The 16,069-nt window shown below is 44.7% G+C and carries 13 protein-coding genes and 1 riboswitch; of the genes, 6 read left to right on the top strand and 7 right to left on the bottom strand.

The window, feature by feature from the left end:
- Nucleotides 1–668: 668 nt before the first annotated feature.
- The 3 genes from K8R76_08650 (at nucleotide 669) to K8R76_08640 (ending at nucleotide 4,954) form a co-directional block, all read left to right on the top strand.
- Complete coding sequence (locus K8R76_08650; protein ID MCD4848245.1) at nucleotides 669–2,318, top strand: hypothetical protein; 1,650 nt, start codon at nucleotides 669–671, stop codon at nucleotides 2,316–2,318.
- Between the two features lie 401 nt (nucleotides 2,319–2,719).
- Nucleotides 2,720–3,187, top strand: coding sequence for a nucleotidyl transferase AbiEii/AbiGii toxin family protein (locus K8R76_08645; GenBank protein ID MCD4848244.1), 468 nt, complete (start codon nucleotides 2,720–2,722; stop codon nucleotides 3,185–3,187).
- Nucleotides 3,188–3,442: 255 nt separating this feature from the next.
- Nucleotides 3,443–4,954: a CotH kinase family protein gene (locus tag K8R76_08640; GenBank protein ID MCD4848243.1), complete on the top strand. Its 1,512-nt coding sequence runs from the start codon at nucleotides 3,443–3,445 to the stop codon at nucleotides 4,952–4,954.
- 17 nt (nucleotides 4,955–4,971) lie between these two features.
- On the opposite strand, the gene K8R76_08635 is transcribed toward K8R76_08640, so the two are convergent.
- The 5 genes from K8R76_08635 to K8R76_08615 all read right to left on the bottom strand — a co-directional run bounded on the left by K8R76_08635 (nucleotide 4,972) and on the right by K8R76_08615 (nucleotide 9,618).
- Nucleotides 4,972–5,448 carry a GyrI-like domain-containing protein gene (locus K8R76_08635; protein ID MCD4848242.1) on the bottom strand — a complete coding sequence of 159 codons (477 nt, stop codon included), beginning with the start codon at nucleotides 5,446–5,448 and terminating at the stop codon, nucleotides 4,972–4,974.
- 71 nt (nucleotides 5,449–5,519) lie between these two features.
- Nucleotides 5,520–6,242, bottom strand: a complete 723-nt coding sequence (locus K8R76_08630; GenBank protein MCD4848241.1) for a DUF2259 domain-containing protein — start codon at nucleotides 6,240–6,242, stop codon at nucleotides 5,520–5,522.
- A gap of 246 nt (nucleotides 6,243–6,488) precedes the next feature.
- Nucleotides 6,489–6,773 carry a hypothetical protein gene (locus K8R76_08625; GenBank protein ID MCD4848240.1) on the bottom strand — a complete coding sequence of 95 codons (285 nt, stop codon included), beginning with the start codon at nucleotides 6,771–6,773 and terminating at the stop codon, nucleotides 6,489–6,491.
- Between the two features lie 94 nt (nucleotides 6,774–6,867).
- The gene (locus K8R76_08620; protein MCD4848239.1) at nucleotides 6,868–7,245 is read right to left on the bottom strand and encodes a metalloregulator ArsR/SmtB family transcription factor; all 378 of its coding nucleotides are present in this window, start codon (nucleotides 7,243–7,245) and stop codon (nucleotides 6,868–6,870) included.
- A gap of 99 nt (nucleotides 7,246–7,344) precedes the next feature.
- Complete coding sequence (locus K8R76_08615) at nucleotides 7,345–9,618, bottom strand: T9SS type A sorting domain-containing protein (GenBank protein MCD4848238.1); 2,274 nt, start codon at nucleotides 9,616–9,618, stop codon at nucleotides 7,345–7,347.
- A gap of 248 nt (nucleotides 9,619–9,866) precedes the next feature.
- On the opposite strand from K8R76_08615, the gene K8R76_08610 reads away from it, so the two are divergent.
- The 3 genes from K8R76_08610 to K8R76_08600 all read left to right on the top strand — a co-directional run bounded on the left by K8R76_08610 (nucleotide 9,867) and on the right by K8R76_08600 (nucleotide 13,321).
- A complete protein-coding gene (locus K8R76_08610) occupies nucleotides 9,867–10,355 on the top strand; it encodes a C40 family peptidase (GenBank protein ID MCD4848237.1) in 489 nt (162 codons plus the stop codon).
- 464 nt (nucleotides 10,356–10,819) lie between these two features.
- A complete protein-coding gene (locus K8R76_08605; protein MCD4848236.1) occupies nucleotides 10,820–11,146 on the top strand; it encodes a hypothetical protein in 327 nt (108 codons plus the stop codon).
- Nucleotides 11,147–11,356: 210 nt separating this feature from the next.
- Nucleotides 11,357–13,321: a hypothetical protein gene (locus K8R76_08600; GenBank protein MCD4848235.1), complete on the top strand. Its 1,965-nt coding sequence runs from the start codon at nucleotides 11,357–11,359 to the stop codon at nucleotides 13,319–13,321.
- Between the two features lie 210 nt (nucleotides 13,322–13,531).
- Here the strand turns inward: K8R76_08600 and K8R76_08595 are convergent, their stop codons facing one another.
- Nucleotides 13,532–14,350 carry a T9SS type A sorting domain-containing protein gene (locus K8R76_08595; GenBank protein ID MCD4848234.1) on the bottom strand — a complete coding sequence of 273 codons (819 nt, stop codon included), beginning with the start codon at nucleotides 14,348–14,350 and terminating at the stop codon, nucleotides 13,532–13,534.
- A 16-nt stretch (nucleotides 14,351–14,366) separates the two neighbouring features.
- Nucleotides 14,367–15,563 (bottom strand): hypothetical protein, encoded by a 1,197-nt coding sequence (locus tag K8R76_08590; protein ID MCD4848233.1) that lies wholly within the window; start codon nucleotides 15,561–15,563, stop codon nucleotides 14,367–14,369.
- Between the two features lie 73 nt (nucleotides 15,564–15,636).
- Nucleotides 15,637–15,802: riboswitch (cobalamin riboswitch) on the bottom strand.
- Between the last annotated feature and the right edge of the window lie 267 nt (nucleotides 15,803–16,069).

The following is a 16,069-nucleotide window of genomic DNA, read 5'->3' as shown; positions in this document are numbered from 1 at the left end:
CATAGTCAGTTTCCATTCGTGATACCCTCGATCCCGTCTAATTGGAGACGAAATCATCGTTTGACAAACGAGAGTTCGAATACCGTTGGGGGTACCAAAACAGTGCCACCCACCATTAAAACAACAAACGAAGGCTACATAGTAGAACTCATATTCCAGCAATGATAATAGTTCTAAGAGTGTACACTTCGGGGTACCAAAGTTCTAAGTGTGTCCACTACAGGGTACAAAAATTCAGAGTTTAGAACTTATTCCGAGCCATGGCAACAGTTCGAAATACCTCCACTATGGGGTACCAGATTTCAGAAACACTCATCGCTGACATTGTCATACACATTTAATATAGATAATATATACGATCATGTTTCAATACACTAATAGAGGTATGCGAGAACAGCATGGATGACAGAAATTATCTCCTTTTCGGTGTGTTTATATTTATTCTACTTATTTTATCGTCTGAAATTTCGGCCAACCAATCAGAACCGAACGGACATTTGCATCTATCCATGTATGATACATATGGTGTTGGGGTATATACTTCGGTTATTCTAAGGGACACTTTGGGAAATAAGACTGAGATGTCCCTGGAAGGACTAGGAGAATATTCCTTCTCAGCTACCCCAGGGTATTACTGCCTAATAATTCCAGTAGTGGATATGCAGCCTATGCTTACTCGTCGCTGGTTGTATCTTGCAGCTGGAGACACTGTTAGAGTGTACCAGGAGTTTGAGCGAGTTTGTGGGTCAGGTGATGACTGGTTGGTGTCTGATCCTGAGAATATTCGTAAACTTACGGTTGAGTTTTCAGATAGTGGAAACCACGATCTAAATGGACTAACACTATATTCAAGACACACTTGTTATAGAGTGAACAGGATTTCGAATGATACATACGAAGCCTATATTGATATAACCCATTATCCGATGTACTGGAACCTGCCTTTCCTGGGTGACAGGATTTTCCAGCTACCGTACAATGTTCTTTTCAGCGGTGCAGAAGCTACTTTAAATCTTGATATTTCACTTGATTCTTCCATTGATTCGATCAATGCTTCCGACGTTGATCCTGGAATCACAGATCTGCATGCCACAATTACCGACGAATGGGTATCTCCTGATTACACTGTGCATCGAGAATTGGTTGATCCGGCGGATTACGGTTTTGAAGATCTTAGAAATTACGGATATGTGGATGGAAGGGCATACTTCGACCAGACGGAAGAAGGGGAAACCTGGAGAATTATACTGGCTTTCAATAAAAAGATTGTAGTTCTTATCGAAGGTTTTGAGCCAATAGAATATGACCTTGATACGGCAATATATCGAGTGGATTTTTCACCAAGAGGAAGGTTTTTATTCTTATCCGATGCCAGCGAGGATATTCATAGCAGGGATCATGCAATTCTGCTTGATACTGTTAACGGAGAAGTAAGACGTTTTCGGAATGAAACGAAAGAAAGTCAGGATTATTCAACCACCGGAAGGCAGAACAGTGTATGTATTATTACGGTCTCTCAAATGTGGTCATATCATCCAGCTGATGATGGGACAATAGTATCGTTGTACACTGATTCAATGAAGTATTTCAATGAACAGCTTGAACTGACCAATGTTCGTTCTTACAATGGAGTTCGTTTTTTAGATGGACATAATCGTGTTCGCCTTCGCTCATCAGACGGGAGCAGGTTTTTCGCTAAAGGTATTTTTAATGAGGAATGCACATTATTTCAGATTAATAGAGAAGGTTTTGTCGAATACAGCGAACCTATGTTGGGGCCTGTTTATCTTGGTAACTTCAAAGCCGATTCTTCACTAACAGTGCTTGCCGCAACAGCTAACAATTACGGCATTTCAGTTTGGAATCTGTCAGACGGTTCGCTTCGATGGCATTTGGAAGCCGATCAGTGCGGAGGAACTGCAGTATCACCTGGTGGTAATTTAATCGGTTGGTCGCCAGGCTGGATAGATTGTGAGATAAGATCAGCTGCAATCGGTGAGTTGATCGATACGTTCACATCAGGTACTAGTTTCACGAGTTTATTCAAAATAGGAATTCTGAACGATGACGGAACTATTCTCCTTGACGGGCATTCTCATGAAGGAGCACGTATTGCCTTGAGATCGAATTCAGGTGAATTCGTATGGATTAATGCTAAGCGACTTGCGCATGACAGATCTGCTTTTAGAACTGGTGGAACTTACATGTCACAATCTTCAATCAGAGATTTACGTGCTCTGTCCAGTGACGGTAGCCGTCTAATCTATAATGACGGCTGCTTCATTCATATCCTTGGTTTTGAAAGATCAGCCAGATAACCTTTAACTGATTCCATAAGACCCATAGGGGATACTGACTATTGATTAAACCTTGATAATTTAGTCTGTAAAACCCAGTACCAATCATATTTGGCAGGTGATTATCGAGCTAAATATGTTTTGAAATCAGAGTGAATCGAGGTCGTTAGATCACGCTGCAAAGGCTTTCTGCAGCTCAGCGACACTTGTGATCCATTCAAGAAAAGGTTTCCAACAAGAAATCATTAGGGGTACCAAACAGAACGAAGGTCGAAAGAAATCACTGTTTTCGGTTTTTCTATCTGGCTCCATACCATTGACAGAGTTATGATCTCCATTGACGTAATTGGTTTGCACATGATAGTAGTTGAGCGAAGAGGTTCCCGATGAATGTAGTATCTACTATTCAACCGGAGTGAAGCATGAACATATTTGAAGAATTCAGGAAGATCGTAAAGGCTATTGAAGCTAATAACTTGGAATATGCTTTAGTCGGTGGCGTTGCACTTGCATTTCATGATCAACCCCGATTCACAAAAGACATCGATTTACTGTTGATCCAGGACGATATAGATATCTTTACTGATGTTCTTTCAAAAATTGATTTCTTTGTATCTGCAACTCCCTGGACTTTTGAGAATGCTGATATAACTTTGCATAGATTTATTAAGATTGTGGAAAATGACCATTTACAGTTGGATGTTCTAACAGCTAATAGTGAACGAACTCAACAGATTATTCGGAATACTTTAGATGCAGAATCGGAATATGGAACGGTGCGAGTTGCATCAATTGAAGATCTTATCTGGATGAAACGTAAGAGGAATTCTGATCAGGATCAGGTAGATATCAGAATGCTTGAGAAAGGGAAGAGTGAAACGAATAGATAGAGTGCTTAAAGAACTCAGCTCGCTCTATGAGTTTAACAAAAAGATAGCATTATATAAATTCAAAGGTTATGGGAATCTCCAGCAAATCAAATCCAGTAAAACTGAATATACATCTCATTCAACTCAAATTACGGATCAGAAACCTTAGTATTCGCTGTTACTTGAGGCGATATTACTTCTTAATCTATTAACCTGGTTTACGTACTCGAATCGGTAAGGAGTCTCAACATCATTGAAGGATTCATCATAAGACATATGCGTGATGTACTGACACTGACAGTAATGACCCTGCTTCTCTCTTTTTCGACTGCTATCGCTGAGGGCGATGCTGGGGAGGAAGAGGTCACCCGCCCGGGGGCGTGGACGGAGATAAGCCATGGCAGAACCGCCAGACCGGATTATGACCTGGTCTTTTCTCAGGATTCGGTAAGCAGGCTGGACATCGTCTTCGATCCGGAGGAATGGCAGATCATGATGGATGATATGACTGAACTATGCGGCGAGTTCGGCGAGATGGCGCATTCGATTGAGGGGGATGGATCACCTCCACCTCGTCCGCCGGATGGCCCCCCTCATGGTTTAGGTAATGCACCTTTACCTCCACAAGGGATGCCCTTCCCGGCCGGGGCCGGTCCGGGAGGCGCCGGTGGTCACGGATTGAGTATTGGAGGAGACCGCAACCCTGTCTGGGTGCAGGCCACCATCCTGTTCAACGGTATGGAATGGACACATGTAGGTGTCCGCTTCAAGGGTAACTCGTCTCTTGCCTTTACATGGGGAGAAGGTGTTATGAAGCTTCCCATGAAGCTGGATTTTGACGAGTTCGAGAGTGATTTCCCGGAGGTAAGAGACCAGAGATTCTTTGGTTTCCGGCAGTTGACTCTTTCAAGCAACTTCATGGATTCCTCTCTGCTCAGGGAGAAAGTGACTGCTGATATCTTCAGGGCAGCCGGTGTACCTGCACCTCACACTGCCTTTTACAGGATCTATGTCGATAATGGCGGCGGCCCGGTTTATTTCGGACTGTACACAATGGTCGAGGTGGTTGACGACACTGTTATAGAGGAGCAGTTCACCGATGACGGTGGTAATGTTTACAAGCCTGAGGGGCGGGGAGCAACCTTTGCGGAGAATTCCTTTAACGAAGTAGCTTTCGATAAGGAGACCAACAGGGAGGAGGGAGACTGGAACGACATACTCCGCTTATTCGATGTACTCCACTCGGACCTGCGGACTATCGACACACCTGCCTGGAGGCGGGATCTGGAGAGCCTATTCGACGTGGACGGGTTCCTTCTGTGGCTGGCTGCAAATGTGATCGTACAGAACTGGGATACTTACGGAAGGTCTCCACACAACTACTACCTTTACAATGACCCGGCTACCGGCCTGCTTACCTGGATACCGTGGGATAACAACATGGCCCTCCGATCGGATAAAGGTCTAATGCCGGTGCTGACACTTGATCTGGAGGATGTGAACCGGAACTGGCCTCTGATACGGTATTTCATGGACGACCCGGTCTACAGGGAAAAGTACATGGAGAATCTGGAGCATGTGCTGGAGACCGCATTCGATCCTGAAGATATGAAGGACAGTTACCTGCATTTCCACGATATGATTAGCCAGTTTGTTATAGGGGAGAACGGTGAGCTAGAAGGTTATTCGCTGCTTGAGTGTACTGATGAATTTAATGAGGCCCTGGAGGAACTCGTGGATCACGCAAGCCGGAGAAACCTCGAAGTAGATGCATTCCTCCGGCTCTGATTACATTACTGATTTTGCTACACAGGCTCGACAGGTGCGTAAAGATCTGTGAGAAATTCGGATTCTTCCTCGGTCTCCTCATGACCCTTGATGTAAATCTCAAAGCAGGGAGTGTTTCCCGGTTTGAATCCGTTTTGCGGGATCCATGCTCCGTACAGTTCACCCCATGATTGTCCTAAACCTTTGTAGGAACCGGAGTGTCTGGTGGCGGCATAAAGACCACCCGGAATTTCACCGATGCTGATGTCGCTGTTTTCCGGAAGTTCGATATCATTCTTGATTGTTACACATGCCTTGGACCTGAGTTCCTCTTCGGGAACCGATTCCGGATCGTCGAAGTAAACACCCAGCCACCTGGCATCCGATACTTCGATACCCTGTTCCTCTACGAAGGCGGCAAGTTTTCTGAACGCAGTATCAATCTTGAAGTATGACCCTCGGTGCTTGACGCTCAGAACCTTCATAGGTTCGAGTGTTAATGTTTTTGCTTCCATGTTCTGGCTCCTTTCCGAAGCGGGTTGATGTTTCTGAGGAGTTATTACCTCAGGAAGTAGTATACATATGTTTACATCAACTCGCAAGTGCCATCATTGGATGTAAAAGAGAAAACCAGGGGGATGATCACAGTTTCTGGAATCTCAAAGCCTTCAACCGTGCATGCGATAAAGACAACAAAATAGCCTGATGGATGAAGAAGAAATCCATTCTGGCGGTAACGGTATACCGTATATTCAATCAGGGGTGAAATGCTACTGTCAAGAAGATTTGAAGAAATGCTGTTTTCAGCCCTGGTAAGATTAAGAACGCAGAAGGATGGATTCATCTCGTAGTACTCTGTGAGGCTGTCTGTCGTAATCTGGAAGAGGTCAAGGGAGTAAAGACCCTCAGGAAAGCCGACAACATCACCGTGTACGATAAAACTAACTATTTCAGCATCTGGAGGAGAATCCAGCGGAGGAAATTCCAGAAGAACTCCGTGATCTCCAAATGCAATTCCATATTCGGTGAAATCTTCTTCATGGGAGGTGATGAGATTGTCCATTAATAGACTGCAGGAGATCGATTGAGTTTCGTCAACACCGAAGAAAGTTTCGGTAACATCACCGGTTTCCAGATCAAGTATATAAATTTCACAATAGGGAAACGCACTGCCCTCATATTCACCTGTTAATGTATAGGCCAGGTGACATCCATCTTCTGAAAAACCCACTATTTCCAGATAAGGCTCCTGAACAGGGAAGCTGCCGTAAAAAACAGCGGGAATGAATATACAAAGTAAAATTGTCATTTCTACTCCTATGCAGATAATGGATTCATACAGTCTCCATTAATTACGTTTAAACAGTCAGGCTATACTGTTGCATATATACAATGAAGATAGTTTGCGAACACACCATAAAGGAGAAAAGGGATCTGTAGTATTTCGTCAGATCAGGGGATTGATCAATGAAGATTGCGGCGGCTCTGAAGTTGTAGTAGTAGGCTCAGAAGCCACCGCATTTAGAACATTTGTTCGATTACAGAGTACTTAAGGTTAGTGACATCCTCTGCAGTGTCGGAATTCTTCTTCGGAATCGCAGTCATCACAGTCGCAATCGCCTCCGGTGCAGTCGTCGCATTCCGAATCACAGTCATTACTGTCACAGTCGCATTCGTTGCAGTCTTCCTCGCAGCCATCAACCGTGCCATCGCAGCAGCATTCGCCATCCACGGTTTCACAGTTTTCGCAGTCGGGGTTTTGAGTATTCTCTTCAGCCTGTACTATGGCAAAGGTTCCGATTGCTGCAAGGCATAGTACGATTAGTATTGTTCTCTTCATTACTGTTCCTTTTTGTCTGAGTTGCATGGGTGGTTACTATCCGATCCATGACATTTTCGTATCTGATCCGGGGAACATTCACCTGGTTCAGTTTTCAGATTTTCCGGTTTCTGGCATTTGCTTTCACCTTTGCACATGGTTTTTCTCCTTTCGAGGTGCATTTGTTCGAATCAACTATTTCGCGTTTTACAGCCAGTTTTTTGAGAAGCTCTATAGAACTGTCAAGCTTTTCTCTGTTAAGGCTGTAATGGGTGTAGTATCCGTCTCTGTGGGAAGTAACGAAACCACTGAAATGGAGGATTCTGAGGTGCTGGGAAACAGCGCTCTGAGAAATTTCAAGATGGCAGGCAAGGGCATTAACGCAGAGGGACTCGTAGTCCCTCAGAAGCGCAATGATCATGAGCCTGCTTTCAACACCCAGAACACTCATAAGGTCAGCCAGCTCATTAAGAGAATAATCCTCAGTTTCCATTTCCATGGTTCCCCATTTCAGTATATAAGTATATACTAATATAGATTTCAAATGTAAAGGATTATTAAGATGTCTTCGATCTTTCTGTGCTATATGAATTTACCTTATTAGTAGAAGTTTACCTGATTGAATATAGGCATTATCTAATTCCAACATATAATAATACACACCCGTGCAGGCGCATTCACCAAGGCTGTCTTTTCCATCCCAGACCACGGAATAACTGCCGGCAAATTGAACATCGTTGACAAGCATTCGCAGTTTCCGCCCCTGTAAATCATATATATTAAGGGTTATGCGGGTACTAACAGGCAGATGATATTCTATTGTTGTCTGCATATTAAAAGGATTTGGATAATTCTGTATTAGAGCTGTTCCCATCTGAAGAAATTCATCTTCAGCAGCAATATGCAATAAATCTGAATCCTGGAAAATAAGAAATGAAGATTCGGTTGTAACAAATAAATACTTGTCAAACACCGCTACATTGTAAGCACAACCAGGTATTGGATATGCCTCTACAAAAGACGGTGCTGCAGGATCAGAAATATCTATTTTCAGCAAGTTATTGTCTGCTATATAGGCGTAGTTATTTGCAACACAAATACCTGTTGCGCTGTTAACTTCATCAAATGTGCTTATTATTGCCGGATTATTAATATCGTCTATGTTTATTATTTGCATATGCTGAGTGCATACAAGATACAACAGGCTGTCCTGCACTACAATATCCCTGGCATAATTACAGGCTGTCGTTATAGAAGTTATCAGCTGCGGATTTGAGCAATCGCTTACATCCACTATCCATAAGGTATTTACACCATTTCCGGCGATAAAGGCGTATCCATTATTGACACAAATTCTTAACGCATCATCACTGAGAGTTAAAGATCCTTCCAGAATTGGGTTTGATGGATCCTGCAGGTCAAATATTCTTAGCTTGTCACTATCTAAAACATACACATAAGAATCACCTGTAAATATATCTTTTGCGGTATACGGGTATTCTCCGGCCAGCTGTGGCATGTCAGGGTTACTGACATCGAGAGCGATTAACTTGTATGTAGAGCTGATGTAATCCTGCATATACACGTAACTATCCTTGATATCAAGGTTATTGGGGATTGCCCACAGATCCATTGAATATTCCCCCTGCAGGAAAGGGTTTTCCTGATCGCTGATATCAACGATTTTCAATCCACCCGGTACCAAATAGATTTCACCCATATCCGCGATATATGCAATACCCTCGCCGATTCTGACTTCCTGAAGCCAGTAAGGTCTTTCCAGGCTTCCTTCCAAATAAGTATTTGTCGGCTGTTGAATATTCAGTATTTCCAGAAAAGAACCTTCGGATGAAAACAGATAATCACCGCTGAGAAATATTGATCTTACATCATCCATCGAAGGAAATGTCTGTGCAATAAACGGCGTACTCAAGTTGGATATGTCAATAACGTCCATGTTGTCAGCCGCAACAAAGGCATAATTACCGGCAACTTTAACATCATATGCAGAACCGGATGTTTGAATATTCGATTTAAGAACCGGGTTCAGCGGATCAGTTACATCCACAATCTCAAGTCCGTTATTATGATCTGCAATGAAAGCATGTCCGTTCGAAAAGGCAACATTATTCCCATAACCCGGTGTGTTGTAGTTTGAAACAAAAACAGGATTATCCGGAATGGTTATATCAAGTATCGTAAGCCCCATACCTCCGGTATCAGAGATGTAAGCATAATAACTATCAATATCTATTCCGACTGCGCCCGGTATCGGATAAAAGCCAATCGAATCCGGTATTGCAGGATTGGTGACATTAAAAACTTTCACACCCGTTCCGTCAGCTACATAGAGAATAGTATCACACAGGAATAACGTGTGGGCTCTTTGCAGAGGATATGTTGATACAAGTTCCATGTTGTTAATATCAACGATCCTAAGCCCGTCTTTATCACCGATATATGCGTAGCTGTTTTCAACTATAATATCATTTGTTCCTGTTATACCTTTACTCCCACAGGGGATATACAGCTCAGAAACAACTACAGGATTTGAAATATCGGAGATGTCAATATGACAAAGACCGTTATTGAATGAAGCCCAGAGATCAGAACCTGCTGAAAATACATCAGTGACCTGAGACCACATACAACTTCCTACATATTCAATGTCTTGTTCTTTAGCATCCGGAACAGTGAAAACGTCGCTTGAAATCCAGTTGTAAGGGAGAATATCATTCCGATCAGTTCTCGTATATGGAATATCCGATGCAACAGATGCATGAATTGAAGAAGAAATAATTATCAGTGAAAACAGTAGAAGTGCATTTGCGAAAAAATTTTCTTGAGATGTTTTTTTATTGAACAAGGTTTTTCCTCCCTTAATTGTTAACAGGAAACCGGAATTACTTCCTTATGCAGCATTGTTCTGAATAAAACTCGACGTTTCCTGTCCTTAGTTCCATTCTGTTCCTGATCTGACAATACCGAATATTCAGTAATCCTGACAACCTGAATCAAGTGTCCTGTTCAGCCACATTAATTGACATCCTGCCTGACTGCTAATATCATGCTGCAGACACAATCCGATGATGATGTAATAGGAAAAGGTGACCTGTGAGTTTACTCTCTTCTTTCATAATATTCTCTGGTCTCGCGGTTTTAGCACAGGAACTTCCTGATATTCCCCAACAATATTCCTGCATTATCATTGAGGAACAGCCCGAAGAAGTATCATATACACTCGTGGACAGTATTCTCAGTTATGCTGTGTCATTTCTTGGTACGCCTTACGTTTACGGAGGCATTGACAGCACAGGATTCGACTGCAGCGGTCTGGCCTACAGGGTATTCAATGATTATGGAATTCCACTGCCAAGAACTGTCAGCGGTATGGAATTAATGGGTGTGGCAGTTGACCGGGATGATCTGCAGCCCGGTGATCTGCTGATATTCGATAACCCCAGGCATACGGGGATCTATCTTGGAGATGGTGATTTTATCCACTGCTCATCTTATCTGGACAGGGGAGTGGTAATAACCCCTATTACTCATTCGAACTATGCCCGAAGATACTCCTCCTCAAGGCGTGTATTACAGGAGTGAAGTTTCTGCGGTTTTCATCAATCCGATTTCCTATAATTCTATCTTGCTACTGTGAACAGAATGGAATTATCTCCTGTCGAGCTGGAAAACCTTAGGAGGTATACACCCTGGCTGAAACCGGTCATCTCAATTTCCTTTAAAGGTGTCAGGCAGTTATTGACTAAAATGCTGCGTAACTGCACATTACAAATATGATATATCTGAGTAGACAATAGTTAGCAGTTTACTAATAATTTCAGAGTCAATATTACAATGATAGCATAGATTATAGAGCTTGACTTCCGATATATAAAAAAGATATATACTTAACAATCTAAATATTGATTCTTAATAGATAGAGTTATCCTGATATATATGCATATTGATTGGAAATACTTCTAAGATGTTATGACAGTAAAGGTTATTATTACATTAATAGAATGCTGGCAACACTGGATAATTAATAGGAAAGGGGAGCTGCTATCTTGAAGAAGATACTCGTGCTCGCATTGCTTGTGTTTTGCGTTGGAAGCGTCTTTGCAGCCTGGAAAGATGTAGGTACTATAAATGTGGCAGTATATGGCCAAAGCGGATGTTTCAAGGTTGAGGTGGATGGATTCCCGATATCTGGCTGGCTTCCAGTAGGTTGGGTCAAGTCTTTTCATTGGTCAGCACCATCAAACGTCACTGTAGCCATGCTGTACTGGGAGGAAGAATACCCGACTGGAGATCCTGACATAATTATGTACGAATACGGTGTTCCGGTTTATTTAAATGGTGTAACTGGTGTTACATTCTGTATACCAAAATAATCCAAGTAACTAACTCGGATAAATACTAACCGGCCAGCATTTAAGGATGAAGCGTCATATTCATGGCGCTTCATCACTTTTAGGAAGATCGAATGATGGCGGATGCAGGTATCAATGGCAGAAAAATACAATGACCGAAGTTAATCTGCGGGGAGAATCTGTTTAGAGCAAGTCGCAGTATTCCGGGTGTATTTGTGAATTGGAGGGTGAATGCTTATCGTATCATCTTCCGATGAATGCTGCAACAATCAGACAAGAGGGCATATGAATTTAATATGTTACAATACATTGAGGGACTATTGCCGTACCGGATTTGGAAGCGTTCTTCTATATGGGCTGTTATTGCTGACAGTTCTGCCTTTTAAGGTACTGGGAGAAGGTATCCGTTATCACGCACTCAATGTTGCCGAGGTCAACCTCCTGCCCGATTCGACGGATGCCAGCAGCTGGACTGATTACGGCTGGGCGTTGTGGAGGCAGGGCGACCCGAAAGCTGATTGGACCTTCAAAAGGGCTCTGCACATAGATCCCGGATGTCACGAAGCCCGAAGGGGTCTGGCCGCAATGGCATCTGCCAGGGAGGACTACGATATTGCGTTCAGTCACCTTGGAATATGTGAGCCTTCCGATACCCTCTGTCTGGTGATTAGACTCTCGCTTCTACAGCAAACCGGGAACCTGCTGGAATCGGAAGAGACACTCAACAGGATCGAGTACTCCGAGTCGAGTCTGTACTCCGGTCTCTTTAATCTGCTGGAAGCCAGGCAATCCAGGCTGACCGGTGATTCCGATAGAGCTCTCCAGTGTCTTAACAATGCACTGGATGCTGCTGAATCCAACGGGCTGCGTCAGGTTATCAGACTCGAGCATATTCTTCTGGGAGATACAGGACAGATGATGAGTTCTGAAGAGATAATCGAAGCCCTGAGGTTTGATCTGATTTACCTGGGGGGAGTTTATAAGAGTACCTGCCTGTCGCACATCGATTCAGCTGACATTCCAGATCCCGTGCTGCCGGCAAGGATATTACAGGCGACAGGTGATCTCGAGGCTGCATATGAGTTGCTGCCTGAGCATATCTCTCCGACAGTACCATTAGAGGACAGGCTCTGGGTGGCCGAGCTCCTCCTGCGGCTCGACAGAATGGACTCGGCTATGGAACTGGTCGACGCTGTCTTACGGGCGGACAGCTCGGTCACAGATGCCTGGAGGTTGAAGGGGTTGCTCCTTATATGGAGCTACCAGTATTACGAAGCGTTCGATATTATGCAAATCGCTCTGGTCAAGACCGGTGGTGCATACGAATGCCGGGTAGTGGCCGGACTGGCAGCTGAGCTGGCAGGCGAATCCAAACTCTCTGTAGAGTGTTATGCTCCGATCCTTGCAGCCAGTTCCGACAGTGTCGTGCTGATAAACAGGGAGAGGGAGCTGGTTCTGGATGAGGATCTGAATTACAACTTCAACTACGAAGAGAGGAACTGCTTCAGCAGTACGGAAAGATCCTGGCTGGGAGGTGGGCTCAGGATAACATATTCCGGAACGACGGGAGAGGTGGAACAGAGTCAGCTCGGTATAAATGCAAATGCGTTTCATACCTACGGATTGTACGGCAGTGCTATATCTGCCAACGTGAGCTACTCACTCCAGAAATGGCCCGGTTCCAGCGGCATGCAGGAGATCTGCTCGTCTTCTATTTATCTTCTTCATCGGAACACCAGCAGGTACTACTGGACGCTTGGTCTGTCTTGGGAGCAGCGGCGATACGACGTGAACAGGTGGAAACTGGAAGCTTCTGCCGGTGCTGGCAGATGGTTTCAGCTCATAACGCCCCTGACGATAGAGTTGGATGCAGGCATAGGTAGAACGATCAATAAATGGGACGCTGAGGGAGATTACGAGGCAAACTGGATTGCTCTGACCAGCCTGACTGCAAAGCTCAAAGGGCAGATGTTCGCGAATTACCTGCCTGCATTATCGGCTTCAGTCGATTTCGAACAGCAACTCGACAACCTGAGCAGATACGATGTATACGGGAGCATACAGGTCGACTACTATACGTCCAGCTTCCTGTCGTTCGGTGTTGGTTACAGTATCGAGTACCTTTCAGCAATACCTCCCGAATATGAAGACATCCTCAACGGGACCACCTTCGTCCAGATGGGGCTCAGTCTCTAGCCCGCAAAATTCACCAGCTTTCTACTACAACGCCACATATGCAGGCACCTACTGCGTTATGCTCATGCATCCGTCCTCGACGTACTGTTCAAGTACGCCTGCGGAGTCTGCATTTGCAAGCCTTGTAGTCACCAGCATATGCAACGTTTCGCTACGAAAGCTGGTGATTTATGCGGGCTAGCAGTTACCGGAATCAATTATTCGAGAATTCTATCTTGCTACTGTGAACAGAATGGAATTATCTCCTGTCGAGCTGGAAAACCTTAGGAGGTATATACCCTGGTTGAAACCGGTCATCTCAATTTCGCTTACCCCCTCTGGAATCTGATCGGCATAAATCAACCTGCCGTTCAATGAGTAGAGCCGTACTGTTCCTGATACCCAAACCTGTACGCTAAGGCAGTCATTCACCGGATTCGGATAACAGCCGAGATCATTCCGGTTGAAACCTTCTGTTTCCTGCCAGTTCACGGCGACAACCGCATCAAGGTCGAACAACCCGCCATCCTGTACTTCATCACCACAGTCGGTCAGCCGCACATACTTAATCCAGGACAGACCGATATCTGCAAGATCAAACTGATCCCCGCCTGAAACATCAGGATCCGTTGGATCATCTCCAGTGGTAGGCCAGACTCCCGCAAGACCTTCAAGGGACTCTGCATCCCACGGGAACATCACCCAGCAGAAACCATCCTGGCTGACTTCGACAAAAGCACATTCCCTGAAGTAGATAGTGCCGAACTGAAATACATTCTCGAAGACCGAGAAATCCGGTCCGGCACCATCCAAAATGATGTTGTCGATGAATTCAAGCACAACCCACCCATTGGTACCAAGTGTAAGAAGTTCCGATTCCGAGCATGCGGGAAAGGTGGTTGTCGCATCCGGATCAGGCGGACCCAGTATGTTCTCCGGGTAGTATTCCTGCCCGAATCCAGCTCCTTCTCCATACATTACATCCGGCGAGCCATCAGCCCAGGGATCAGCAGTTGAGATGCATAGCAGAAATATCAGGATAGAAGTCATGCCGTTTTCACCGTTTTCATCTCAGAACGGTAATCCTGGCGGACAGATTTCCGGAAACAACGGTATAAATGCCTTCAGGTAGGTTGCTGGTGCTGAGAACCGATGTGCCGGATTCATCAGTAATTGATGATTCCATGCATCTTCCAGTAAGATCGAATACAAGAATATCCTCACCTGGAGTTGCTCCGGTCACGGTTATAACAGAGGAGGTCGGGGTTGGAGATACCCTGAGGTATTCAGTCGATGGAATCGGATCGTTGATTTCAATTCCTGTGAGGCATCCGTTTACTGCAAGAGCGCCGGGGTTACTGACTGAATAGGATATAAGGAGCTGATCATTTTGATCATACGCACGAACCTGACCATTCATAGTGTCGGAGACAAACAGATTTCCGGAGGAATCGATATCAAAACCGGTGCCGCCGGTAAAAACCGGATTGGAGGAATTATGCAGAACCTCATGTGTATCAGTAGTGATCACATAGACTCCAGGTCCCCATCCGTCACCGATATAGGCTTTGTTGTCCCTGATGCATATTGTTGAGGGAAATCCGCCTGTTGACAGATTTTCGGTTACATTGCCTGAAACTGCGTTAATTATACTGATCGAGCCTTCATTGTTTCCATATGTCCCGCTGTTAACGACAAAAAGCTCATCAATTCCATCGTATGCAACAGACTGACAGTTGACTTCAACTTCGATAGTATCAGAGACAGCCATAGTTGTGAGATCAACTCTTACAAGGTTATTGTCACTGCCCCATCCGCCGCATGCTACCCATGCGAAATCTTCCGTGAGACACATCCATTCCGGGCAGGGTCCGACTCCAGGTATCTCAGAAAGAACTGATAAGGGTTCTGTCGAGACAATAATCAGTGAATTATTCAGTGTAGCGCTTATCAGAAGCGTATCAGAGGAGAGGAATTCCTCTCCCCAGCAGTTGTATCCTGATCCAATGGCAAGATTCTCGATTTGCCAGTTTTCCACGTTTATCCGCTGAAGCGCGGAGTCATCACTGCCCGAATTGATTACATATACGAATCCATCGAAGTACAGAATATCATTCGGATAGTTTCCCAATACTGCAACTCCAGGGTTAACAGCTCCCGAAACAAGATCGATTTCCACGAGACTGCCGCTCGTATCGATCACATACGCGTTATCTGCTGCAAAAAGAACCAGATGCAACAGAATCAGTGAGAGAGAAAGCATTTTTACTCCCTAAATGTTCTGTCACGATTGGTGCGGAAAAAACACTGTGTCTTTCCCACCCTCCCGCGAAGGTGAAAATGAAAATATCGGCAGAAGGTCTTCTGGCTTCCAGGCTCCCTACTCCCGCGCCTTCTCACCCATAATGGGAGATGGCTGTTGCGGTTTCGTTCCCGGTTACAGCGGCGGGGCCGCGCCGGATTTTCACCGGCTTCCCTGACGCTGCCGACAGGCTAATAATATTTACAGGTAATGGAACATGCAACGGTGTGAAATCCGGTTTCCTTATAGATATTTGGAATTCAGCAGAAAAACTGCTACATTATCTGGATCAGTCCGCATATTTCATCAGGTTGCGTAACGAAACGGTGCAGAAGTGCTCGCAGACAAGGCATGCGAATGAGATCAACGCAGATGTATTATATATACTTCAAGGAAGGTCGATTGAGCATAACGCAGTATGCGAGTGTCTTATGCGCCGTTGCAGTAGTAACTCTGGTGAGATATGC

This window comes from Candidatus Aegiribacteria sp., assembly GCA_021108435.1.
Taxonomy (GTDB): Bacteria; Fermentibacterota; Fermentibacteria; order Fermentibacterales; family JCC-6; genus Aegiribacteria.
The sequence above is the reverse complement of the archived record's forward strand: the minus strand, read 5'-3'. Positions and strand labels throughout refer to the sequence as shown.

Coding starts and splice junctions, on each gene's coding strand:
- K8R76_08650 (MCD4848245.1), top strand. CDS start 669: ATGCTTACTCGTCGCTGGTTGTATCTTGCAGCTGGAGACACTGTTAGA.
- K8R76_08645 (MCD4848244.1), top strand. CDS start 2,720: ATGAACATATTTGAAGAATTCAGGAAGATCGTAAAGGCTATTGAAGCT.
- K8R76_08640 (MCD4848243.1), top strand. CDS start 3,443: ATGCGTGATGTACTGACACTGACAGTAATGACCCTGCTTCTCTCTTTT.
- K8R76_08635 (MCD4848242.1), bottom strand. CDS start 5,448: ATGGAAGCAAAAACATTAACACTCGAACCTATGAAGGTTCTGAGCGTC.
- K8R76_08630 (MCD4848241.1), bottom strand. CDS start 6,242: ATGACAATTTTACTTTGTATATTCATTCCCGCTGTTTTTTACGGCAGC.
- K8R76_08625 (MCD4848240.1), bottom strand. CDS start 6,773: ATGAAGAGAACAATACTAATCGTACTATGCCTTGCAGCAATCGGAACC.
- K8R76_08620 (MCD4848239.1), bottom strand. CDS start 7,245: ATGGAAACTGAGGATTATTCTCTTAATGAGCTGGCTGACCTTATGAGT.
- K8R76_08600 (MCD4848235.1), top strand. CDS start 11,357: ATGCTTATCGTATCATCTTCCGATGAATGCTGCAACAATCAGACAAGA.
- K8R76_08595 (MCD4848234.1), bottom strand. CDS start 14,350: ATGACTTCTATCCTGATATTTCTGCTATGCATCTCAACTGCTGATCCC.
- K8R76_08590 (MCD4848233.1), bottom strand. CDS start 15,563: ATGCTTTCTCTCTCACTGATTCTGTTGCATCTGGTTCTTTTTGCAGCA.